Origin of the sequence: Mesorhizobium huakuii (assembly GCF_030160235.1) — a bacterium.
Lineage (GTDB): Bacteria > Pseudomonadota > Alphaproteobacteria > Rhizobiales > Rhizobiaceae > Mesorhizobium > Mesorhizobium huakuii.
In genome coordinates, this window is the sequence record NZ_BSNY01000012.1 from 66,818 (window position 1) to 89,206 (window position 22,389).

General features: G+C 64.5%; 18 protein-coding genes. 8 read left to right on the forward strand and 10 right to left on the reverse strand.

The window, feature by feature from the left end; genetic code table 11:
• Positions 1-208: 208 nt before the first annotated feature.
• Positions 209-1,324, reverse strand: a complete 1,116-nt coding sequence (locus QQK95_RS05170) for an NAD(P)/FAD-dependent oxidoreductase (protein ID WP_284269652.1) — start codon at positions 1,322-1,324, stop codon at positions 209-211.
• Positions 1,325-1,430: 106 nt separating this feature from the next.
• Between QQK95_RS05170 and QQK95_RS05175 the strand changes: the two genes are divergently transcribed.
• From QQK95_RS05175 to QQK95_RS05195, 5 genes are all read left to right on the forward strand, one after another.
• Positions 1,431-2,336 carry a LysR family transcriptional regulator gene (locus QQK95_RS05175; protein ID WP_284269654.1) on the forward strand — a complete coding sequence of 302 codons (906 nt, stop codon included), beginning with the start codon at positions 1,431-1,433 and terminating at the stop codon, positions 2,334-2,336.
• A 90-nt stretch (positions 2,337-2,426) separates the two neighbouring features.
• Positions 2,427-4,505, forward strand: coding sequence for a hydantoinase/oxoprolinase family protein (locus QQK95_RS05180; protein WP_284269656.1), 2,079 nt, complete (start codon positions 2,427-2,429; stop codon positions 4,503-4,505).
• A gap of 4 nt (positions 4,506-4,509) precedes the next feature.
• Complete coding sequence (locus tag QQK95_RS05185; RefSeq protein WP_284269658.1) at positions 4,510-6,495, forward strand: hydantoinase B/oxoprolinase family protein; 1,986 nt, start codon at positions 4,510-4,512, stop codon at positions 6,493-6,495.
• Entirely contained in the window at positions 6,492-6,794 is a 303-nt protein-coding gene (locus QQK95_RS05190) for a (2Fe-2S)-binding protein (protein ID WP_284269660.1), read from the forward strand. Before QQK95_RS05185 ends, QQK95_RS05190 begins: the two co-directional genes overlap by 4 nt.
• Positions 6,791-8,158, forward strand: coding sequence for an FAD/NAD(P)-dependent oxidoreductase (locus QQK95_RS05195; RefSeq protein WP_284269663.1), 1,368 nt, complete (start codon positions 6,791-6,793; stop codon positions 8,156-8,158). Before QQK95_RS05190 ends, QQK95_RS05195 begins: the two co-directional genes overlap by 4 nt.
• Positions 8,159-8,196: 38 nt before the next feature.
• On the opposite strand, the gene QQK95_RS05200 is transcribed toward QQK95_RS05195, so the two are convergent.
• Complete coding sequence (locus tag QQK95_RS05200) at positions 8,197-9,522, reverse strand: NAD(P)/FAD-dependent oxidoreductase (RefSeq protein WP_284269665.1); 1,326 nt, start codon at positions 9,520-9,522, stop codon at positions 8,197-8,199.
• Positions 9,523-9,738: 216 nt separating this feature from the next.
• On the opposite strand from QQK95_RS05200, the gene QQK95_RS05205 reads away from it, so the two are divergent.
• Positions 9,739-10,215 carry an Lrp/AsnC family transcriptional regulator gene (locus QQK95_RS05205; RefSeq protein ID WP_258585456.1) on the forward strand — a complete coding sequence of 159 codons (477 nt, stop codon included), beginning with the start codon at positions 9,739-9,741 and terminating at the stop codon, positions 10,213-10,215.
• A gap of 15 nt (positions 10,216-10,230) precedes the next feature.
• On the opposite strand, the gene QQK95_RS05210 is transcribed toward QQK95_RS05205, so the two are convergent.
• The 7 genes from QQK95_RS05210 to QQK95_RS05240 form a co-directional block, all read right to left on the reverse strand.
• Positions 10,231-11,886: an ABC transporter ATP-binding protein gene (locus QQK95_RS05210; protein ID WP_284269672.1), complete on the reverse strand. Its 1,656-nt coding sequence runs from the start codon at positions 11,884-11,886 to the stop codon at positions 10,231-10,233.
• A complete protein-coding gene (locus tag QQK95_RS05215; protein WP_284269674.1) occupies positions 11,883-12,728 on the reverse strand; it encodes an ABC transporter permease in 846 nt (281 codons plus the stop codon). Before QQK95_RS05215 ends, QQK95_RS05210 begins: the two co-directional genes overlap by 4 nt.
• Positions 12,725-13,675 carry an ABC transporter permease gene (locus QQK95_RS05220; protein ID WP_284269676.1) on the reverse strand — a complete coding sequence of 317 codons (951 nt, stop codon included), beginning with the start codon at positions 13,673-13,675 and terminating at the stop codon, positions 12,725-12,727. The genes QQK95_RS05215 and QQK95_RS05220 overlap by 4 nt, the downstream gene beginning before the upstream one ends.
• Positions 13,676-13,761: 86 nt before the next feature.
• Positions 13,762-15,372, reverse strand: coding sequence for an ABC transporter substrate-binding protein (locus QQK95_RS05225; RefSeq protein WP_284269678.1), 1,611 nt, complete (start codon positions 15,370-15,372; stop codon positions 13,762-13,764).
• Between the two features lie 64 nt (positions 15,373-15,436).
• Positions 15,437-16,159: an HAD-IA family hydrolase gene (locus QQK95_RS05230; RefSeq protein ID WP_284269680.1), complete on the reverse strand. Its 723-nt coding sequence runs from the start codon at positions 16,157-16,159 to the stop codon at positions 15,437-15,439.
• A gap of 237 nt (positions 16,160-16,396) precedes the next feature.
• The gene (locus QQK95_RS05235) at positions 16,397-17,770 is read right to left on the reverse strand and encodes an aspartate aminotransferase family protein (protein ID WP_284269682.1); all 1,374 of its coding nucleotides are present in this window, start codon (positions 17,768-17,770) and stop codon (positions 16,397-16,399) included.
• A 10-nt stretch (positions 17,771-17,780) separates the two neighbouring features.
• Positions 17,781-18,620 carry a GNAT family N-acetyltransferase gene (locus QQK95_RS05240; protein WP_284269684.1) on the reverse strand — a complete coding sequence of 280 codons (840 nt, stop codon included), beginning with the start codon at positions 18,618-18,620 and terminating at the stop codon, positions 17,781-17,783.
• 310 nt (positions 18,621-18,930) lie between these two features.
• Between QQK95_RS05240 and QQK95_RS05245 the strand changes: the two genes are divergently transcribed.
• Both QQK95_RS05245 and QQK95_RS05250 read left to right on the forward strand, forming a co-directional pair.
• Entirely contained in the window at positions 18,931-19,599 is a 669-nt protein-coding gene (locus QQK95_RS05245) for a haloacid dehalogenase type II (protein ID WP_284269686.1), read from the forward strand.
• 16 nt (positions 19,600-19,615) lie between these two features.
• On the forward strand, positions 19,616-20,890 hold the full coding sequence (locus QQK95_RS05250; protein ID WP_284269688.1) for an NAD(P)/FAD-dependent oxidoreductase: 1,275 nt from the start codon (positions 19,616-19,618) through the stop codon (positions 20,888-20,890).
• A gap of 39 nt (positions 20,891-20,929) precedes the next feature.
• Here QQK95_RS05250 and QQK95_RS05255 read toward each other — a convergent pair whose 3' ends face one another.
• Positions 20,930-22,387, reverse strand: a complete 1,458-nt coding sequence (locus QQK95_RS05255; protein ID WP_284269690.1) for an NAD-dependent succinate-semialdehyde dehydrogenase — start codon at positions 22,385-22,387, stop codon at positions 20,930-20,932.
• Positions 22,388-22,389 lie beyond the last annotated feature (2 nt).

The following is a 22,389-nucleotide window of genomic DNA, read 5'->3' on the forward strand; positions in this document are numbered from 1 at the left end:
TAATTTGGCAAGTGGAATTGTCGACCTGGCCGGTCACTCCGGCAACGACGCGGCCGCGTCTGCCGGCGTCGTCGGTGTCGCACCCCGTTAGCTTACCTTGGGCGCGGGTATGACAAGACACACCCGCGCAATCTCAAATTATTCAAGAGGGTATCGCGCCTTTCCCGGCCAAGGGGTGCATCGTTGTGCGGATGTCCACAATTGCCCTTCAGGTGGCGCGGAAGCGATCGATCCTGAAATCGTCGAGCGGTGTTTCGCAACGGTCGGTCATGATGAGTTCGGCCATGGCGTCGCCGACACCCGGACCAACCTGGAAGCCGTGTCCGCTGAAGCCGAAGGCGTGGAACAGGCCTGGCGTCGTCGCCGAGCGTCCCATGACTGGCAGCATGTCCCGCACATAGCCCTCGCAGCCGGACCACGTGCGGATGATCGCGACCCGCGCGATTGCCGGCAGCAGTCGCGCAACCGCGCGCAATTGCAACGGCAGGCGCGTGGGATCGGCGACCGCATGCCCTGGATCAAGGTCCACCGGTACCCTTTCGGCCGCGCCGCCGAAGACGATGTTGCCCCGCTCGACCTGACGCAGATAGGCGCCATGGTCCTTGTAGCGCGTCCAGATGCCGACCACCGGCAGAATCCGATGCGGCAGCGGCTCGGTCACGCCCATCTGCGGACCGCAGGCGTCGAGCGGGACCTCTTCGCCGAACTGCGCGGCGATGCGCGCGCCCCAGGCTCCGGCCGTATTGACTAGGCATTCGGCAGCGAAAGCGCCTCTTGAACTGGTGACAAGGAAACCGGATTCGGTCCGCTCGATCTTCTCGATCCTGGCATCCTCGACGATCGTCACGCCAAGCTTGCGGGCGGCTTCGGCGAAGGCCGGCGCGATCAACCGCGGATTGCCGCTGCCGTCGAATGGTGAGAATGACGCTGCGATCGCGTCGGGAGCCAGGCCGGGAAAACGGGCGCGTATCTCGCTCTTTCCCAGTTCCTCCAGCTCGAGCCCCAGGGGCCGCGCCGCCTCGGCATAAGCCCGCATGTCGGCAAGACTACCTTCATCGAAGATCAGCCGGATGTGGCCGGTAGCGCGGAATTCCACGTCGCGACCAAGCATTTCTTCGGCCTCGCCCCACAGTCTGAGCGAGCGATGGGCCAGCGGAAGCTGGGACAGATGACGTCCCGTACGCCGAATGTTGCCGAAGGAGGCGACGGTTGCCCCAGTACCGATCCGGTTGCGATCGATCAGCGTCACGCGCGCGCCGCGCCTGGCAAGGAAATAGGCCGAAGCCGTCCCCATCAGTCCGCCGCCCAGCACGATCACATCCATGGCGCGCCCTCTTGCAATGAATCCTTTGACCAATCTTGTCCGCACCGCGGTATTGCGTCAAAGATGGGTTTGGATAGAAGCCATAAGCTTTACCTATGGAGTGGCAATGCGGGCCCGGCAGCTCGAAGTGTTCATCGCTGTCATGCGCGCGGGCACCGTGACCGCCGCGGCGCGGATGCTGAACATCTCCCAGCCGGCTTTGAGCCAGATCCTGCTTCACGCCGAGGACGAACTCGGCTTCACCCTGTTCGAGCGGGTGAAGGGCCGGCTGCGACCGACCCCGGAAGCGCTCGAGATCTTCCCTGATGCCGAGAGGTTGTCGGCGGGGCTTGAAGGCTTGCGCCGCAAGACCACCGACCTACGCCTGGGTCGGGCAGGGCTGGTGCGGGTCGCCGCCTCACCGCCGCCGGCCATGGCTATCTTGCCGCGTGCGTTCACCAAATTTCGGGTCCAGCATCCCAACATAATGTTGCGTGCCCATAGCGCGCCGATCTCCGCCATCATCGACATGCTGCGCGCCGGCGATGCAAGCCTCGGCGTGGCCATGGACGACCGCCTGCCTCCCGATATCGAGGCCGAGGTGATCGGCAGCGTCGGCTTCTCATGCCTGTTGCCCTCCGGGCATGCGTTGGCCGGGAAAATCGAACTGGCGCTCGCCGACCTCGTCGGGGAGGAGTTGATATCGTATCGCGGCAATACCCGTCCTGCCGACGAACTGGCCAACGCTGCCCGCCTGCAAGGTGTGACGCTTTCGCCGTCGCTCGAGATCGACGTATCCATTTCCGCGGTCGGCTTCGTCCAGGCTGGCTTGGGCATCGCGCTCGTCGATGCGCTGCTGCCGTGGCACCAGTTTGCCGGGCTTGCAGTCAAGCCGCTCGCTGCGGGACCGGAATTTCCGATCGCGCTGCTGACCTCGCGCACACGGCCTCTTTCGCGGGCCGATGAGATGATGCGCGACGAAATCCGCGCCGCCTGTTCCGCCGTCCTGGATGAGCATCGCGCGAAGGCATAAGCAAAACTTATATCCTTGCTCGTCATACGTCTTGGACCCGCACCATCCGGTCGTGCCAGTTTTGCGTTGGCAGACAGGAAGGGACGCATCATGGACAGTACCATCGCCGCGGATGCAGGGCAGAACGGGGCCGACTGGAAGGTCGGCGTCGATATCGGCGGGACATTCATCGATTTCTGCGCGCTCGAAGCCCGCTCCGGTCGCGTCGCCTCGCTGAAAGTGCTGACGACGCCGGAAGATCCGGGTGCCGAACTGATGACCGGCCTCACCCTTCTGGCCGAACGCGAAGGCTTTGATCCGAAGCTCATGACGCGCTTCGTGCACGGCACGACCGTTGGCATCAACACGATTATCCAGCGCAAGGGCGCGCCGCTGGCGCTGTTCACCAATGCCGGCTTCGAGGACGTGATCGAACTCGCACGGCTGCGCATGCCGGACATGTATTCGCTGTTCTGCTCGCGGCCGGACCCGCTGATCTCGCGCGACATGGTGTTCGGCATTCCGGTTCGCATGCGTGCCGATGGAAGCGAATCCCAGGCACCGGACATGACAGCGGTCGAGACGGCGGTGGCGGCGGCGAAAGCGAATGGAGCGCAGGGGATCATCGTCTCCTTCCTCCATTCATGGCGCAATGGCGCGCAGGAGGCCGCCGTCAAGGCGACGATCGCGCGTCTGGCGCCAGACCTCTTCGTCTTCTCCTCGGCCGAGGTGTGGCCGGTCATTCGCGAATACGAGCGCAGCTCGACCGCCATTCTCAACGGCTATGTCCATCCGCGCGTCTCGGGCTATCTGACGGCGCTGGAAGAGCGGCTGAAGGACCGCGGCGTCCCGGCCCGTCCGATGCTGACGAAGTCGAACGGTGGGCTGATGAACGCTGCCGAAGGCAAGCGCGCCTGCGTGAACATGCTTTTGTCGGGAACGGCCTCCGGCGTCATTGGCGCCTCGTGGCTGGCGCGCCAGGCAGGCGAGGACAAGGTCCTTACCCTCGACATTGGCGGGACCTCGGCCGACTTCGCGCTCATCATCGACGGCGAGGCGCAGTTCGGCACCGGTGAACTGATCGGCGAATTTCCGCTCCATATCCCTTCCGTATCGGTGAGTTCTATCGGTGTCGGCGGCGGCTCGATCGCCAGTGTCGACGCGCAAGGGGTGCTGCGCGTCGGGCCGGAGTCGGCCGGTTCGACGCCAGGACCGGCATGCTATGGCCGGGGTGGCGAGCGGGCGACTGTGACGGACGCCATGGTGGTGTGCGGATGGCTTGGCCACAGCGAGATGGCCTACGGCCAGCTCATGATCGATACCGGACTGGCGCATCGCGCAGTCGGCGACCTTGCCGCCCGCCTCGGCCGCCCGATCGAACAGACCGCGCAGGCGATCCTCGACATCGCAGTGTCGGAAATGTTCGTCGACGTCGAGAAACTCGCCTCGCGCGCAGGCGTGGACTTGCGCGATTTCACGCTGATGCCCTTCGGCGGCGGCGGTCCCATGCTCGGCGCCTTCCTTGCCCGCGAACTCGGGATGAAGCGCGTCATGGCGGCCCGCCGCCCTGGCGTGGTGTCGGCGCTTGGCGGGCTGGTGGCTGATCTGCGCGGAGACTTCATTCGCACCCTCTTCACCCCGCTGTCGGCTGTGGCGCTTGGCGGAATTCGCGAGGCCTTCGAGGCCCTGGCGCGCGAGGGTCGCGACTGGCTCGCGGCGCAGGGGCACGATGCCGCCGCGGAACTCAACCTCTCCTGCGACATGCGTTATGTCGGGCAGAGTTACGAGATCGAGGTCGTCCTCTCGCCGGAATGGCTGGTGGACGGCAATCTGGCCGCCATCGAGCAGGCCTTCCACCTCTTCCATCAGCAGCTCTACGATTTCCACGACCCGGACGGCGAGATCGAGCTTGTGAACGTCCGGCTGTCCGCCATAGGCGCCGGGCCGAAACTCTCCCTCCCGGAGACCGAAGAAGTAGACGTTGCTGCCATCCCGACGCGCCGGCTCCCGGTCTATACGGGCCTCCGCGTCGAAACCGTCGACCTCCACGACCGGCAGGCCCTCGTGCCGGGCAGCACGTTCCACGGGCCTGCCGTGGTCGTTCAGGAAGACACCACCTTCGCGATTCCTGCCGGAGCGCAGGCACGGGTAGACCGCCATCTCAACCTTTTGCTGACCTTTGCGGAGTGACGCCATGTTTGACCGCACAAACCTCCAGGTTCTGGCCAACCATGCCCGCGCGGCCGCCGAGAACATGGCCCATACACTGCATCGCACCGCGCACTCCGCTTTCGTCAAGGAGACGCAGGATTTTACGGTGATGCTGATGGATCGGTCGGGAGCGACCTTCGCCGTGCCGATGGAGCTTGGCGCTACCTGGTATCCGGGGCTTTCCTATCACCGCGCCATCGCGATGGTCGGCGACTACCGGCCAGGCGACGTTGCCTTCACCAACGATCCTTATTCCGGCCACGTCGCGACGCACGCGCCCGACACGCATCTGTGGAAGCCGGTATTCGTCGACGGCGAGATTGTCGCCTGGACCGGAGGGCACATCCACAACACCGACATGGGCGGGGCGGTGCCGGCTTCGCTCAGCCGGGCGCTCACCGAAATCCATCAGGAAGGCATCCGCTTTCCGCCGATGAAGCTGGTGCGGGAAGGTGTCTTCGACGAGTCGATCCTGCGGATCATGAGCACCAATGTGCGCAAGCCAGACCTCAACATCGGCGACATCAAGGCGCTGGTCGGGGCGCTCAACACCGGCGAGCGCAAGATCCAGGCGATGGTGAGGAAGTTCGGCAAGGCCGGTTTCATCGAAGGCGTTTCGGCGCTTCTCGACCACGCGGAGGCGCAAGCGCGCGACGTGCTGCGCGCCATGCCCGACGGCACCTGGGAATTCGCCGACTACGCCGACGAGGATTCGGTCGAGGCCAATCCATGCCGGCTGAAGCTGAGGCTGACGATCAGCGGCGACGAGGCGGTGCTCGACTTCACCGGTTCCGATCCGCAACTCGGTTCCTCGCTCAACGTGCCTTCGGGCGGCGATCCGCGCCACACCATGCTTTTGGTGGGCGTCTATTACGTGCTCTACACGCTGAACCCGAAGATCCTGCTCAATACGGGCCTCACCAGGCCGTTCACCTGCATCACGTCCGAAGGTTCGGTGCTCAATCCGGTCCATCCCGCCGCAGTGGGCATGCGCTCGCTCACCTGCGCCCGGTTGCGGTCGGTCATCTTCGGCGCCTTCTCGCAAGCGGTGCCGGAACGCCTGCCCGCGGCGCCGGCCGGCAACAACTGCATCGTCAATGTCATGACCACGGACGAGCGGACCTACCGGACCGTCATCACGGCGGTGAACCCCGTGGTGGGCGGTGGCGGGGCGATGCCGCATCGCGACGGCACGAACGGCTCGGGCGCGGATGCAGCCTATCTCAAGAACACGCCGATCGAGATCACCGAGACCGAGACCCCGGTGGAATTCCTGAAATATGGGCTCGCCAGGGACAGTGGCGGGGCAGGACGTTGGCGCGGCGGGCTGGCGACCGAAATGGCCTTCCGCGTCTTTGCTCCCGACTCCAGGATCACGGCGCGCAACCGCGACCGCAGTTTCTTCCGTCCCTGGGGTGTGCTGGGCGGCAAGGCCGCCGGCCTCTCGGACATGGTCGTCAACCCGGGGGCCGGGCACGAGCGGCGGCTGGGCAATATCGACACCGCGGTGCTGCAGCCCGGCGACGTGCTCGAAATCCGCTCCGCCGGAGGCGGTGGGCGCGGCGATCCGTATGAACGCGAGCCCTGGCGGGTCGCGCAGGATGTGCGGCGCGGCTATCTTTCGCCGGGTGCGGCCGAACGCGACTATGGCGTCGTCCTCCGCGGCGACGAGGTTGACGAGCAGGCAACGGCGCAATTGCGCGCGCGTCACGAGCCGACCGCCGGGCATTTCCATTTCGGTCCGGAGCGCGACGGCTACGAAGCGCAATGGACGCCGGCGGCCTATGACCGGCTCACCGCCATACTGGGGAATTTGCCGATCCACTGGCGGTTCTTCACGAAGACGGAGATCTTCCGCCGAATGAAGGGACGCTCCGGGCCGGAGGGTGTCCAGGCGGCTTTCGATGCCGTTTGCGAACGCTTCCCCGAACTGCCGCGTCCTCACCCCATGCGCGAGGCCGCGGAATGATCACGGCCGGCCGTATCGTCCGGCTGGCCGAGCGCGACCGGGCGGGGGTGCATTTCTTTTTCGACGGGCAGATCCGTAGGGCGCTCGAGGGCGACACCGTGCTGACCGCGATGCTGGCGTCAGGGCATGCCTTGCGAATGTCCGAGTTCGGACCTGAGCCGCGCGCCGGCTTCTGCCTGATGGGGGCCTGCCAGGATTGCTGGGTGTGGCAGGAGGAAGGACCGCGTCTGCGGGCATGCTCGAGCCTTATCACGGAAGGCATGCGGCTGAGCACGACGCCACCGGAGAGTTGGCCGTGAGCAGGACTGCGTCGCCGCGCGTCGTGATCGTCGGCGCAGGCCCCGCCGGCATAAGGGCGGCGGCCGCGCTGGTCGATGCGGGGCTCCATCCTGTTGTGATCGACGAGGGCAATCGCGCCGGCGGCCAGATCTATCGTCGTCCGCCTGACGGGTTCGTCCGCACGCCGGAGCAGCTCTACGGGTCGGAGGCGGCAAAGGCGCGCGCGCTGCATGCGGTCTTCGATCGGTTGGCGGCCGACGGGCGACTCATCCATTGCGCGGGAAGCTCGGTTATTGCCATGCAGGAAGGTCGGCTGCACGTGCTGGGGGAGGGCGGCGTGCAGATTGTTAGCTATGACCGCCTGATCCTTGCCACAGGCGCATCCGACCGTGTCGCTCCGGTCCCGGGATGGCAGAGCGCCGGCGTCTACAGCCTTGGCGCGGCGCAGATCGCGCTCAAGGCACAAGGCGTGGCCCTCGGGCGGCGCATCGTCCTGATCGGATCGGGGCCTTTGCTGACACTGGTCGGCGCCCAGCTCGTCGAGGCCGGGGCGGATGTGGCGGCGGTGCTCGACACCTCTCCCTGGCATCAGCAGATGCGGGGTTTCTGGAAGCTTGCCGCCCGGCCGCTCGTCGCGCTGCGCGGCCTGGTCCTGCGGGCGAAGCTCGGCAGGCGCTATCATGCCGGCGTGAGCCTCGAAAGGATCGAGGCCGACGGGCAAGGTGTCACGGCGATGTGTTGGCGCGATGCCGGCGGAAGGCAGCGCTTCACGCCATGCGACACGATCGGCATGGGCTGGCACCTGCGGGCCGAGACGCATCTGGCCGACCTGGCGGAATGCGCCTTCATTTACGATGAGCAGTGGCAGCAATGGCTGCCAAAGATCGATGAGATGGGTCGCGCCGGCAACGGGGTCTATCTTGCGGGCGACGGGGTTCGTCTTGTGGGAGCGGATGGCGCGGAGATCGCGGGGCGCCTGGCGGCGGCGGCGTGCCTTGCCGATCTTGGATTCTCGGCGCCCTCCATCGGCGCCGATCTGCGCAAGCTTGCGCGGCTGGAGCGCTTTGCGCGCGGTCTGGCTTGCGCTTTTCCCTGGCCGGCCCAGATGATGCAAGCGCTCCCCGACGACGCGGTTGTCTGCCGCTGCGAGAACGTGACTGCCGGAGCTGTACGTCAAAGTGTGGATTTCTGCGGCGGCGAGGCCAACCGGGTGAAGTCACTGTCGCGCGTCGGCATGGGTCGCTGCCAGGGGCGCTATTGCCAGTTGGCCGCCGTTGAACTCGCAGCGGCGCAGGCTGGCTGCACGCAAGACGCCATCGGCCGGTTTCGCGGGCAGGCGCCTGTCCGACCGGCTCCTATCGGCGCCTTTCTCCGGGAAGACTGATGCCATTGCGAAAACCGCGCCTCTGCATCTGTCACGGCCTAGAAATCGGCGACCTTACCCCAGGCCGAAGCATCGAAGCGCCGTGGATCGTAGGATTTCGGATCAACGATCGGCTGCGATCCGGCCACCAGATCGGCAACAAGATGACCGGCGCCGGGTCCGATGCCGAAGCCGTGTCCCGAAAATCCGGCAGCCAGGAAGAAACCCGGAACGCTATGGATCTCGCCGATGGCGGGCACACCATCCGGCGTGCTGTCGATGTAGCCGGCCCAGGCCGCGGTGATCCTGGTTTTTCGAAGGCCGGGCAGAAGTTCGAGCGCACGGGCATGGGTCAGGCGGATGGTTGCCTTGTCCGGGACCGGATCGAGAATGCGCATCCGCTCCATCGGCGTCGGCTGGTCGAGCCGCCAGTGCCGGAGCGTCTCGTGACCCGAGCGTGCGCCTTGCAGCCCGCCAGGCGCGAGGCTTCGCCACCGCTTCAGGAACATGGGCAGGAACTGGGAGGAGAAGCGCAATTGCTGCGGCGTCACGTCCACGCGGCCGCGTCCACTTATGGCGAGCGTATAGCCACCGTCGCCGCGACGCGTGGCCGAGATTCTTGCCGTGTGCAGCGCATCGGGCAGACCCTCCGCGCCAGGCGAGACGGACAGAATTGAGGAGCGGATCGACGCCTGCGGAAAGCGGAAGCCAAACTGCCGGCAAAAGGACGAGGCCCAGGCGCCGCCGGCCAGCACCGCCACCTTCGTCCTGATCGTTCCGCTTTCGGTGACCACCCCGCTCAGGCGCCCGCCTTCGGTCTCGATACCGCGCGCGGCGCAATTCTGATGCACGGTGCTCCCGAGCTTGAGGATGGCCCGGGCGACCGAGGGCGCGGCCCACGAGGGGTCGGCGGTGCCGTCGGTCGGCGAGAAGACGCCGCCCTTCCAGCTCCGGCCGGTGGCGCGGCCGCGCTCGCTGGCCTCGGCGCTGTCGAGCATGTGCGTGGTGACGCCGGTCGTTCTGGCGAAGTCACGCCAGCGCGCCCAGCCGGCCAGCTCCGCCTCGTCATTGCTGAGATAGAGCAGGCCACAGCGGCGAAAGCCGGTGCCTTCGCCGGTCTCCGCGGCAAAACTGTCCCACAGGTCGAGGCTTCGGGTTGCCATCGGCAGCTCGCGGGCGTCGCGGTTCTGCTGGCGGCACCATCCCCAGTTCCTGGAGGACTGCTCGGCGCCGATGCGCCCTTTTTCAACAAGCACAACCCGCATGCCGCGCCTGGCCAGGTAATAGGCCGCGAAGACACCCACGATGCCGCCGCCGATCACCACCGCGTCCGCGGATCGCGGCAGTTCGCCAGATGTCTCGATTTGCTGTAGCGGCGCGCGCATGGTCTCTCTGCCTTGATACGCCAATCTACCGTGTTGCGCAGGCAGCCGCTGCCGCAGTTGAAGCCGAAGCAGAATTTTATTCCGGCAGCGCGGTCAAAATCGGGAGCCACTGCGCTTCAAAGCGCTGTCCCCTTGGATGGACAGGCCAACGGGCTGTGGTAATGTCAATATCTACAAGCAAGGCAGCATTTTGTGCTGTGGCCTGCGGAGACGACCATGAAGCTGGATCGGATCGATATCAAGATTCTTCATGAATTGCAGAAGAACGGCCGCATCACCAATGTGGAGTTGGCCGAACTGGTGCATCTGTCGCCAAGCCCGTGCCTGATGCGGGTCAAGAAATTGCAGTCGGAGGGCTACATCGAGGGCTATTCCGCACAGGTGAATATTGGCAAGCTTGGCCAGACGCTGACCGTGTTCACCGAAATCACCTTGAAGAACCATCGCCAGGTCGACTTCGCCCGCTTTCTCGCCGTGGTGGAGAAGATCGATCAGGTCATCGAGTGCCATCTCGTGTCGGGTGGCTACGACTATTTGATGAAATTCGTGACCGCCGGCATAGCCGAGTACCAGACGATCATGGAGCGGCTGACCGATATGGATATCGGCATCGACAAGTATTTCAGCTTCGTCGTGCTGAAATCCCCCATCGTCAAGGCGCACATGCCGCTGCCCAGCCTGTTTCCGAGGTGAGCCTCTGCCGTTTTGTCAGCGATGGCCGTACTGGCTGACCAGTTCGGGGTCGCGGACAAGGCCATCGAGCCATGTCGGATCGAGCTTCGGCACGGAGGAGAACAGCAGCTTCGAATAGGGGTGAGTAGGCGCCTTCAATCTGTCGGGCGTGATCTGCTCCACCCGCTCGCCATTGTACATCACCATGATCTCGTCGCAGATCGCTTCGACGACCGAGAGGTCGTGGCTGATGAAAATGTAGGAAAGGCCCAGCTCACGCTGCAGCTCCTTGAGCAGTTCGATCACGGCGGCCGCTACCACCGTGTCGAGCGCCGAGGTGATTTCGTCGCAGATGATGAGCTTGGGTCCGGCCGCCAGGGCGCGCGCGAAGTTCACGCGCTGCTTCTGGCCGCCCGAGAGCTCCGACGGCCGACGGTAGCGCAGCGTCCTGGGCAGGCGAACCATGTCGAGCAGTTCATCGACGCGCTTCGAGCGCGCCTGCCTGTCGAGGCCGTGATAGAAGGCCAGCGGGCGGGAGACGATATCCTCCACCGGTTTGGCCGGATTGAGCGCGGTATCGGCATACTGGAACACGATCTGCATCTCGCGCAGCTGGTCTTGGCTGCGTTTCCCTGCGGCCCGCTGCAGTTCTTTGCCGTCGAATATGATGTCGCCGGCCGCCGCCGGATGGATGCCGGCGATGACGCGCGCCAGCGTCGATTTTCCGCAGCCGGATTCGCCGATAATGCCGAGGTTGCGTCCCTTCTCGACGACCAGGCTGACGGAATCGACGGCCCGGATGAGTGGCAGCCCGTTGTCTCGCACCGCGCCATAGCCGGCGGTCACATTGTCGATACGCAGCAACGGCTTCGCGCCGGCATCCGCGTCAGCATGCGCTTGCCGTGGCTTCGGCTCGAAGGCAGCCAGCAGTTCGCGCGTATAGGGATGCTGGGCGGCGGAAAGAATCTGAGCCGTGGTGCCGGTCTCCTGCACTTGGCCGCCCTTCAGCACAACGATGTGGTCAGCGATCTGGGCGACGACGGCCAGGTCGTGGGAAACATAGACACCCGCTATCCCACCCGCCCGCATGACCGACTTGAATGCTTTCAGCACGTCGATCTGCGTGGTCACGTCGAGCGCGGTGGTCGGCTCGTCGAAGATGACCAGCTTGGGGTCGCCGATAAGCGCCATGGCCGCCGACAGCCGCTGCAATTGCCCGCCCGAAACCTGGTGCGGGTAGCGCGCGCCAATCCCTTCTGGATCCGGCAGCGACAAGGCTCGAAACAGTTCGACCGCGCGCTTTCGTGCCTGCTCTGGCGGCATCAGGCCGTGGATCCGCGTAACCTCGATCACTTGCTCCATGATCGTCGACGAGGGGTTGAAGGAGGCGGCGGCACTTTGCGGAACATAGGCAATGTCGGTGCCGCGCAACCTGGCGCGCTGCTTTTCGGAAAGTGCTGCCATGTTCTTGCCGTTCACATTGATCTCGCCGCCGGTGATCCGGCAGCCGGGCCGCGCATAGCCCATGAGCGAGAGCGCCACCGTCGTCTTGCCGGAGCCGCTCTCGCCGATTAGGGCGACGATCTCGCCATTGGCGATATCGAGGCTGACGCCCTTGATGATTTCGACGATGCGTCCGGCATCCGTCGTCGCCTCGATCCGCAGGTTCCTGACCTCGACAAGATTGGTCATGCGTCCCTGTCCCTGATCTTTTGCGGCAGGTTATCGATCAGCAGGTTGACGCTGATGGTGAGGCTGGCGATCGCCAGCGAGGGAATGATGACGGCGGGAGCCGCGAAGGGCAGGCCGCCTATGTTCTCGCGTACCAGGGCGCCCCAGTCGGCGAGCGGCGGCTGCAGGCCGAGCCCGAGGAAGGACAGGCCGGAGAGCAGCAGAACGATGAAGACGAAGCGCAGGCCGAAATCGGCCAGCACCGGGCGTATGATATTGGGCAGAATCTCGGACCCGATGAGATAGGCGGTGCTTTCGCCGCGGACGCGGGCGACGGTCATGAAGTCCATGGTGTTGATGTTGACGGCGAGCGCCCGCGCGAAGCGGTAGGCGCCCGGTATATAGATGACGGCAAGCGTCAGGATCAGCGCTGGTATCGACGAGCCGACCGCGGCGACGACCACGAGGCCGAACAGCTTGCTGGGGATGGAATTCATGGCATCCAGGAAGCGGCTGAGGCAGGTGTCGACCCAGCCGCCGATGACGGCCGCGGTCATCCCCAGCATCACGCCCGAGAAGCAGGCGATGGCGACCGCGGCGAGCGATATGCCGACCGTGTAGCGAGCGCCCATCAGCACCCGCGAGAGCATGTCGCGCCCCAGATAATCCGAGCCGAGCCATAGTCCCTGACGCATCGGGCCGAAATAATCGTCGTCGACGATGTCGCCGATGGAATGGGGAATGATGGTGGGCGCGAAGATGGCGATCAGCATCCACACCAGGATGACCAGCGAGGCCACGATGCCCACGAGATTGTAGCTGTGGCCCAGGAAGGACCGTCCGGAAGCTGCCACGCGCGTCATCTGATCCTCGGGTTAGACATGATGGCGATGATGTCGGCGACCGTGATGAGCAAGAGGTAACCGAGGCAGAAGATCATCGCGCAACTCTGGATCAGCGGCAGGTCGCGGGTGGCGACCGCATCGACCATCAGCTTGGCGATGCCGGGATAGTTGAAGATCGTCTCCACGATGATGACGCCGCCGACCAGATAGGACAAAGATAGGGCGACCGCGTTGACGATCGGCCCAAGCGCATTGGGAAGCGCGTGCTTGAGCACCATACGGCTGCGTGAGGCGCCTTTGAGAAGCGCCATCTCGACATAAGGCGTTGAGAGCGTTTCGATAACGGCGGCACGGGTCATGCGGATCATCTGCGCGGAGATGACGAAGGTGAGCGTGATCACGGGCATTGCATAGATGCGCACAAGATCGGTCAGCGTATGCGCCTCATTGACTGAGGACAGGGCCGGCAGCCATTTGAGGTAAACGGCGAAAAGTAGGACCGCGAGGGTTGCGACCATGAATTCCGGCACGGAGATCACGCCGATCGAAAGGACGGTGACGGTGCGGTCGTAGAGGGAGCCGCGCAGCATGGCGGCGGTGATGCCCAGCGTCAGCGCGAGGGGCACCGAGAGCAGCGTGGTGATGCCGGCGAGTTCCATGGTGTTCACGAAGCGTCCGCCGATCAGCGCCGCTACCGGCATCTCATTGGCGTAAGAGGTGCCGAGATCGCCGTGGAGAAGGCCGAAAAGCCAGCGCAGGAAGCGAAGGATTGCCGGATCGTTGAGATGCATGGCTTCGCGCAGGCCCGCGACGGCTTCCGGAGTCGCCGCCTGGCCGAGCAGAATCGACGCGGTGTCGCCAGGCAGCATGCTGGTGGCGAAAAACACTGCGAACAGAACGATCATAAGCGTCACGACCGCGATCGCGAGTCGCTTCAGCACGAGGTTTAGAACCCCAGACGTCATGGAAGCGCTCCTACGGTTGCGTTCGGCCAAGCCATATTGCGCAATAGGTCCCAGGGACCGGCTGCCCGGTCCCTGGGAGGCGCCTCTCAGGCTTCGAGCCAGAGATATTCCGCCATTGCGTAGCCCATCATGCCACCGAGCGGGTTCGCCTCCAAACCCTTCACCTTGCTGGAGAGGGCATCCACGTTGGAAATGTAGGCCGGGATGATAGTGCCGGCCTCCTCGGAGACCATGACCTGCATCTGGTTGTAGATTTCCTTGCGCTTGGCCTGATCGAGCGACCCGCGCGCCTCGATAAGCAGCTTGTCGAACTTCTCGGACTTGTACTGGCTTTCGTTCCACGGCGCGTTGGACGCGTAGAGGAGCGAGAACAGGATATCCGGCGTCGGGCGTGGATTGATGTTGCCGAAATGGATCGGCGCCTTGAGCCAGTAATTGTCCCAATAGCCGTCGGACGGGACACGCTGGACGTCCAGCTTCATGCCGATATCGGCGCCGGCAGCCTGGATGATCACCGCCATGTCGATCGAGGAGGTCGCGGCATCGGATGCGATCACCGGAATGGACTGGCCGAGCAAGCCTGACTTCTGGAAGTGGAACTTCGCCTTGTCCGGGTCGAAAGCCTTCGGCTTGACGTCGGGATTGTGGAAGATGTTTGCCGGGGAGACAGGCTGGTCGTTGCCAATCTCGCCAAGTCCGCGCAACGCCGATTTGACGATCTGCTCGCGGTTGACGAGATATTTCATACCGGCCACGAAGTCGGCCTTGTTGCCCGGATTCATGTCGAGCCGGATGTTGAGGTCGGTGTAGTTGCCCGAGGTCGTCTTTGACAACTCGAAGCCCTGCTGCCCGCCGATGAGCTTCATCGCGCGCGGATTGATCGAAGCCGCAAAATTGATGTCACCGGAAAGCAGAGCGTTGACGCGGGCGCTGTCGTCGCTGATGGCGATGAATTCGAAGGAGTCGAGATAGGGCTTGCCCGATTTCCAGTAGTTCTTGTTCTTGGTGACCACCGACCGCACGCCCGGCTCGAACGTTTGCAGCACGAAGGCGCCGGTGCCATTGCCCTTGGAGAAGTCCGTGGTGCCGTCCTGGACGATCATGAAATGGTGCAGCGCCAGGATGGTCGGAAGGTCGGCATTAGGGTCGGCGAGCGTGATCTCCACGGTCGACTTGTCGACCGCCTTGAAGCCGGTCATCTGCGCGGCGATCTTGGCGACCTTGGAACCAACCGATTTGTCGAGATGGCGCTTCAGCGAGTAGACGACGTCGTCGGCGGTGAGGTCCTTGCCGTCGTGGAAGGTGACGCCCTTGCGTAGCTTCACGGTCCAGGTCTTGGCGTCCTTGCTGTCGAAGCTTTCAGCCAGTTCCATCTGCGTGACGCCATCCTTGTCGAGGAAAGTCAGGCGGTTGTAGAGCGAGCAGCAGCGGACATAGTCGGTCGACAGCGACGCCTTCGCCGGATCGAGCGTGTCGGCGGTCGAGGACGACCAGCCGGCGGCCTTGAACGTTCCGCCGGAAATCGGCGTGGCGGCGACGGCATTGGTGGCACGGCCAAGCACTATGCTGCCCGCCGCAACCGCAGCGCCGCCGGCCAGCAGCATCTTGAGGAGTTCGCGGCGGCTCGCGCCCCGACGGATGGCATTTTCGACCATGGCATCGTCTGCGCTGGTCCAGTTCATGATCTTGTCAGTCATATCATTCCCCTTTCTGTTTGTTTCTCCGGGATGCTCGTCTTGCTGCGGCTTTCCGGGCTTGGGCTCAGGTTCGTTCCTTCAGGCTTTCCCGCACGGCCGCCGCCAATGCGGCCATTGAGGTGAAGTGGTAGTCCGGCACGGTGAAACGCTCGGGCTCGATCGTGCCGCCATAGCCCTTCTGGGCGTGCCGGCGCTCGATCCAGCAATTGGTCATGCCAAGTGCCCGGGATATGCCGATGTCGTGGTACTGGCTTTGCGCGACATGCAGTATGTCGTCCTTGCTGTCGCCTCGGGAGGCCACGAAGTCGAAGACCTTCTGAAAGAAGGCCGGGTCCGGTTTCTCCGTGCCTGTATCGTCGACGGTGAAGGTGGCGAAAAAGGGCGATCCGAGCTGCTTTTCGAAATGACCGAGCGCCCAGCGCCGGGCATTGGTCATGGCGATCAGCCTGTGGGATTTGGCAAGCTCGGCCAATGCCGCCGCGCTGTCGGGGAAGCCTTGCCAGCGGCTGGCCGAATCCCGCAGGCGGACGCCGTATTTTTCCTCAGCCGGCAGGCCGAGCCGCGGCGCGATGACTGTGTAGACACGCACAAGATCGTCGGGGAACAGGCCGGCATCGGGCATGTAGCGGGCCTGCCGGTAGAGGCTCAGCGCTTCCTCGCCATCGATCGAAACACCGGCCTCTGCGGCAATTTCCGCCAGGCAGGTCGTGATGCCACCTTCGAAGTCGATCAGCGTGCCGACGACATCGAAGGTCAAGTATTTGAATTCACTAAAGCCCCTGGCCAAGACTGGCTCTCCTCTGCGTTCGGCCGAATTGCATGTGTTGAACAGAACAAAATTCCGTGCTGTTCGGGGCGTCGGCCCTTTTCGAAGGCCGGGAGATCCAAGCTTTCTGGCCTTGTCTTAACTGCAGTCTGGCACTTCCCCCGCGCTGGATTCGCCGAAAAGGCGTGAGAGGGCGGCACAAAATTGCGAAATCGTCAGCCCCGGCGATATTTCGAGACACGACATATTTCGCCGCCGTCATGCCAGAGCCTGGCGGACATCGGGATCGGCCAGCGTCTGGTCGAGCGTCCGGCGTGTACGCTCGATGATCGCATCGACGTCGGCGTCGGTGCAGCAAAGCGGCGGTGCGTAGCCGAGAACCCCGTTGGCAAAGGCACGGATGATCAGGCCGTTGTCCCAGGCCCTGTCGAAGACCCGCCGTGCCGGCATCGCCGAAACCGGAAGCGGCGTCTTCTTGTCCTTGTCGACCACCAGCTCGATCGCGGCAAGCATGCCGCGACCGCGTACGTCGCCGACGAGCGGATGGTCCCTCAGGCCCTCCAATCCCGCCATCAGCCGGGCACCGGCCTTGATGCCATTGTCCAGAAGGCCGTCTTCGTAAAGCTTCAGCACTTCGAGCGCGACGGCGGCGCTGACGGGATGGGCGGAATAGGTATAGCCGTGGCCGACGGCCGAAGCGCCCGCGCCATCGGCGATGACATCGTAGACATGATCGGCCATGAACACGGCGCCCATGGGAACATAACCCGAAGTCAGCCCCTTGGCGGTCGTCATGAAATCGGGGACGATCTCCTCGTCGGTGCAGGCGAACAGCGGTCCGGTGCGGCCGAAACCGGTGATCACCTCGTCAGCGATGAACAGGATGCCGTACTCCCGGCAGAGTTCGCGCATGGCCTTGATCCAGCCTTTTGGCGGAACGATGACGCCGCCCGAGCCCTGTATCGGCTCGGCATAGAAGGCGGCGACCCGCTCAGGCCCGATCGCCTCGATCTTGGCCTTCAGCGCGGCGAGCGATGCGGCGGTGATCGCCTTGCCGTCCTCGCCGACCGGGTTGCGATAGGGATAGGGGGAAGGAATCTTGTGCTGCCATTCGAAGGGAATACCGAAACCGGCGTGAAAGGCGGGGAGCGCGGTCAGGCCCGCGCCGACCACCGACGACCCATGGTAACCCTGTTCGATGGAAATGAACTGGTCGCGTTGCGGCTCGCCTTTGGCATTCCAGTAGTAGCGGACGAAACGGATCGTGCTGTCGACCGCGTCCGACCCGCCAAGCGTGAAAAAGACGTGATTGAGGTCGCCCGGCGCGCGCTCGGCCAGTTCTGAGGCGAGCCGAATGGCAGGCTCCGAACCGAGGTCGAAATAGGCGGTGGCGTAGGGAAGCTCGCGCATCTGCCGGGCCGCCGCCTCGACGATGCTGTCATGGCCGTAGCCGGCGTTGACGCACCACAGCCCGGCGAAGCCGTCGACGAGTTGCCGCCCAGACGCCTCGGTAACGGTCGCGCCCTTCGCCGATTTCAAGACACGGACGCCAAGCGCCTCATGGCCACGATAGGAGGCGACCGGATGGATGAGATGGGCGCGGTCGAGTTCGATCAGCGAATTGGCGAGCATTGTTATCCTCCTAGCCGAGCGCCTGGTTGGCGAGGGCGTAAACTTTCGGCCTGATCTGGTCCGCGCCCGTCTTGGGTGGACGGTCCATGGCCACACCGCCGCCGACGTGGGTGAGGCCGATTTCCTCGAGCCAGTTGGCGATGCCGGTCACGCTGCCGGTATCCACGCGCAGGAAGGCGCCGGGACGCGGCGCGGCAAAGAAGCCGATAAGGGCCTTCGCCTCGGCTGCGCTTTCCGCGATGACCGGACCGATCACCTCGCCGCGCCCGAACGGGCGGATCGCGGCATAGGCCTCGATGGCGCCGTTGCGACGGATGACCGCGAGCTGGCCGCGCTCCGCCAGCGCGTCGATCAGGGCCTCGCGGTCGGCGCCATATGCGTCGCGGTCCAGCGCCTTGATGTCAGGCAGATCGTCAGGACCGGCTGCTTCCACGCCATCGGGCGCGCCAAGCGCCGCGACCTGGCCCTGGTGCTGCAGGATGGTGCCGGAAGGCACGAAGCCCAGTTTCTCATAGAGAGGCATGCCGTCAGCCGTCGCGACGAGCCGCAGTGGACGGTTGCCGGCCAAGGCGAAGGCCTGATCCATGAGCCGGCGCCCAAGCCCCTTGCCCCGCGCGTTCCTGTCGACGATCACCATGTTGATCATCGCGCAATCCATGCCGTAGGGCGTGACCAGGATGGTTCCGGCGACGCGGCCCTGACCGTCGAGCGCGACCGCGCCGCTCGAAAGCTGCAGCGCCATCTGCCAGTCCTGCGGGCGATGCGGCCAACTCTCCTGGCGAGAAAGCGCCACGGCGCCCTCGATATGGTGCGGCCCGAAGGCCTGGAGTTCGATCTCGCCCTGCGGCATGAGGCATCCTTCCGTCTGATGCCAAGTTTCGACCATCAGCGCGCAGCAGATCGTCTGAAGGCCCTGGCTTCGGCAGTATCTTTCGCCGTAGCGCAGGCGGTGCGCCGCATCTTGTGCTGGCGGCGGAGGTGCCTCACGCCGCGGACGGCACCGCAACCGGCACGCCAGATGCTACAGCGTGCCAAACCGGACGGCGGATACGGAACTTTCTGCTTTCGGGAGGGCGATTTCGGTCAAGTGGGCCGCTGCCTGCCGTCCTATGATGAAATACATCCCAACGCGGATGTGCTTCCACCGGAGATCGACTGCCATGGCTTCCTTCAGGCCCAAATACATCACCTTCGACTGCTACGGCACGTTGACCCATTTCCAGATGGCGGAAGCGGCGCGCGACCTCTACGGCAGCCGGCTCGACGAACCGCGCATGCAGGAGTTCATCAAGAACTTCGCGGCGTATCGGCTCGACGAGATCATGGGCGACTGGAAGCCCTATGCCGACGTCGTCCACAACGCGCTCGATCGCTCCTGCAAGCGCAACGGCGTCGCCTTCAGCGCCGACGACGCCAGGATGGTCTATGAGCGCGTTCCGACCTGGGGGCCTCACGCGGACGTTCCGGCCGGCCTGGCGAAGGTGGCCAAGGAGATTCCTCTGGTCATCCTGTCCAACGCCATGAACGCGCAGATCATGTCCAATGTCGAGAAACTCGGCGCGCCCTTCCATGCCGTCTACACCGCCGAGCAGGCGCAAGCCTACAAGCCCCGCTTCCAGGCTTTCGAATACATGTTCGACAGATTGGGCTGCGGTCCGGAAGATATCCTTCACTGCTCGTCTTCGTTCCGCTACGACCTGATGTCGGCGCACGATCTCGGCATCAAGAACAAGGTCTGGGTCAATCGCGGCCATGAACCGGCCAACCCGTACTACGGCTATGTCGAGATCGCTGATATTTCCGGTCTCGCGAGCGTGGTTGGACTCTGAAACAGGCGGATTGCCGATGAAGCTGGTCTCCTACTGGCACGACACCGCCCCGATGTTTTCCGGCGGGGCTCAAGGCCCCGTCGAAGGGCACTACGATGCCGCCATCATCGGCGGCGGCTTCACCGGCCTCGCCGCCGCGCGCCAGCTGGCGAAGGCCGGTGCCAAGGTGGCGGTTCTGGAGGCGCAGCGTGTGGGCTGGGGCGCATCCGGCCGCAATGGCGGACACCTCAACAACGGTCTTGCCCACAGCTATCTCTCAGCCAAGGCGGAGCTCGGCAAGGAGCGCGCAATCGCGCTCTACCGGGCGCTCGACGACTCCGTCGACACCATCGAGGCGCTGGTCGCCGAAGAGGGCATCGACTGCAATTTCCGCCGCGCCGGCAAACTGAAGCTCGCCTCCAAGCCGCAGCATTTCGAAGCGATCAGACGCAACTTCGAAGCCATCCATGCGGAGGTGGATCCGGACACGGCGCTGTTGTCGGCGGCCGACCTCAAATCCGAGATCGGCTCGCCCTTCCATGGCGCGATGTTGTCGAAGAAGAGCGCCATGATGCATATGGGTCGCTACGTGACGGGTCTTGCCACCGCCGCCACCCGTCATGGCGCCGTCATCCATGAAAACACGGTGGTAACGGATCGCAAGCAGGTCGGCTGCAGGCATGAGCTGACTACTTCGCGTGGCGGCATCAGCGCCGACAATGTGCTGGTGGCGACCGGCGCCTACACCACGCCTGACTTCAGCTATTTCCGCCGCAGGATCATTTCCGTCGGCAGCTTCATCATCGCCACGCGGCCGCTAAGCGACGCCGAGATCACTGCCACCATGCCCGGCAACCGGACATGCGTGACCTCGATGAACATCGGCAACTACTTCCGGCTCTCGCCGGACAATCGCCTGATCTTCGGCGGCCGCGCACGCTTTTCGGCGACATCGGACCAGCGCTCCGACGCCAGGAGCGGACAGATCTTGCGGGCGGGCCTCGCGGCGATCTTTTCGCAGCTCGCCAAGGTCGAGATCGACTATTGCTGGGGCGGACTGGTCGACATGACCAAGGACCGCTTTCCGCGCGCCGGTTACCAGGACGGTGTCTGGTACGCGATGGGCTATTCCGGCCACGGCGCGCAGCTTTCCACCCATCTCGGCATGATCCTGGCCGATGCCATGGTCGGACGCGAGGACCGCAATCCGCTCAAGGGGCTCGAATGGCCATCCATTCCCGGCTATTCCGGCAAACCCTGGTTCCTGCCGATGGTCGGCCTCTACTACAAGGCGCTCGACCGGATTCAGTGATCGCGGCTCCGGCCCGGTCGGGGCTTCAGCGAAATTGCCTCACCCTAGCCCACCCATGTGGAAGCTTTTCATCTCGAGATATTCCTCGATGCCGGCCTGCGCGCCCTCGCGGCCGAGGCCGGACAGCTTGACGCCGCCGAAGGGAGCCACCTCCATCGAGACCGAGCCGGTGTTCAAGCCCACCATGCCGAACTCCAGCGCCTCGCCGACGCGCCAGGCGCGTTTCAAATTCTCGGTGTAGAAGTAAGAGGCAAGCCCGTAGGGCGTGCCATTGGCCAGCGCGATCGCTTCCTCTTCCGTTTCGAAACGGAAAAGCGGCGCGACCGGGCCGAACGTCTCTTCGCCGGCGAGTTGCATGTCCGTTGTGGCGCCGCTCAGCACCATAGGCGCGACGTACTGACGACCCTCCGGCAGGACCGGTTTCTCGGTGATGATCGCAGCACCCTTGGCGAGCGCGTCCTCGACGTGGCGGTTGATCTTCTCGATCGCCGCCATGTTGATCATCGGCCCGATGGCGACGCCGGGCTGGGTGCCAGGTCCGATCGTCAAGGCGTTGACGCGGGCGGAAAGTTTGGCGGCGAAGGTTTCATAGACCCCGGCCTGGACGAGGATCCGATTGGCGCAGACGCAGGTCTGGCCGCCATTGCGGAACTTCGAGACAAGCGCGCCCTCGACGGCAAGGTCGAGGTCGGCGTCGTCGAAGATGATGAAGGGCGCGTTGCCGCCGAGCTCCAGGCTGAGCCGCTTCACGCTGTCGGCCGCGCCGCGCATCAGCAGCGAGCCGACGCGCGTCGAGCCGGTGAAGGAGATCTTGCGCACCGTCTCGTTCGCCATGATCTCGCTGCCGATCTCCGCGGGCATGCCGGTGACGATGTTGATGACGCCGGCAGGGATGCCAGCCTGTTCGGCAAGCACGCCGAGCGCCAGCGCCGAATAGGGCGTGAACTCGGATGGCTTGATCACCACAGTGCAGCCCGCGGCCAGCGCCGGCGCGACCTTGCGGGTGATCATCGCATTGGGAAAATTCCACGGCGTGATGATGCCGCACACGCCGACCGGCTCCTTCAGCACGATGATGCGGCGGTCTTGCGTCGGCGAGGGGATGGTGTGGCCGTTGATGCGGCGCGCTTCCTCCGCGAACCATTTGACGAAGGACGCGCCATAGCGGATCTCGCCTTTGGCCTCGTCCAGCGGCTTGCCCTGTTCAGTCGTCAGGATCAGCGCGAGATCGTCAAGATGCGTAAGCATCAGGCCGTGCCAGGCTTCGAGGAGGCCGGCGCGCTCGGCGTTGGTTTTCTTCTTCCAGTCGCCATAGGCGGACGCCGCGGCGTCTATGGCCGCGCGGGTGTCGGAGCCGGCCATGTCCGGTACGGTGCCGATGGCAGCCTGGGTGGCCGGATCGACGACATCGACCGTCCTGCCGGAGCCGGCAGCGACCCATTCACCGCCAATCAGGCCGGCTTCGCGGAAGAGATTTTTGTCTTTCAGGTTTTTCATCG

Coding starts and splice junctions, on each gene's coding strand:
- QQK95_RS05170 (WP_284269652.1), bottom strand. CDS start 1,324: ATGGATGTGATCGTGCTGGGCGGCGGACTGATGGGGACGGCTTCGGCC.
- QQK95_RS05175 (WP_284269654.1), top strand. CDS start 1,431: ATGCGGGCCCGGCAGCTCGAAGTGTTCATCGCTGTCATGCGCGCGGGC.
- QQK95_RS05180 (WP_284269656.1), top strand. CDS start 2,427: ATGGACAGTACCATCGCCGCGGATGCAGGGCAGAACGGGGCCGACTGG.
- QQK95_RS05185 (WP_284269658.1), top strand. CDS start 4,510: ATGTTTGACCGCACAAACCTCCAGGTTCTGGCCAACCATGCCCGCGCG.
- QQK95_RS05190 (WP_284269660.1), top strand. CDS start 6,492: ATGATCACGGCCGGCCGTATCGTCCGGCTGGCCGAGCGCGACCGGGCG.
- QQK95_RS05200 (WP_284269665.1), bottom strand. CDS start 9,522: ATGCGCGCGCCGCTACAGCAAATCGAGACATCTGGCGAACTGCCGCGA.
- QQK95_RS05205 (WP_258585456.1), top strand. CDS start 9,739: ATGAAGCTGGATCGGATCGATATCAAGATTCTTCATGAATTGCAGAAG.
- QQK95_RS05210 (WP_284269672.1), bottom strand. CDS start 11,886: ATGACCAATCTTGTCGAGGTCAGGAACCTGCGGATCGAGGCGACGACG.
- QQK95_RS05215 (WP_284269674.1), bottom strand. CDS start 12,728: ATGACGCGCGTGGCAGCTTCCGGACGGTCCTTCCTGGGCCACAGCTAC.
- QQK95_RS05220 (WP_284269676.1), bottom strand. CDS start 13,675: ATGACGTCTGGGGTTCTAAACCTCGTGCTGAAGCGACTCGCGATCGCG.
- QQK95_RS05225 (WP_284269678.1), bottom strand. CDS start 15,372: ATGACTGACAAGATCATGAACTGGACCAGCGCAGACGATGCCATGGTC.
- QQK95_RS05235 (WP_284269682.1), bottom strand. CDS start 17,770: ATGCTCGCCAATTCGCTGATCGAACTCGACCGCGCCCATCTCATCCAT.
- QQK95_RS05240 (WP_284269684.1), bottom strand. CDS start 18,620: ATGCCGCAGGGCGAGATCGAACTCCAGGCCTTCGGGCCGCACCATATC.
- QQK95_RS05245 (WP_284269686.1), top strand. CDS start 18,931: ATGGCTTCCTTCAGGCCCAAATACATCACCTTCGACTGCTACGGCACG.
- QQK95_RS05250 (WP_284269688.1), top strand. CDS start 19,616: ATGAAGCTGGTCTCCTACTGGCACGACACCGCCCCGATGTTTTCCGGC.
- QQK95_RS05255 (WP_284269690.1), bottom strand. CDS start 22,387: ATGAAAAACCTGAAAGACAAAAATCTCTTCCGCGAAGCCGGCCTGATT.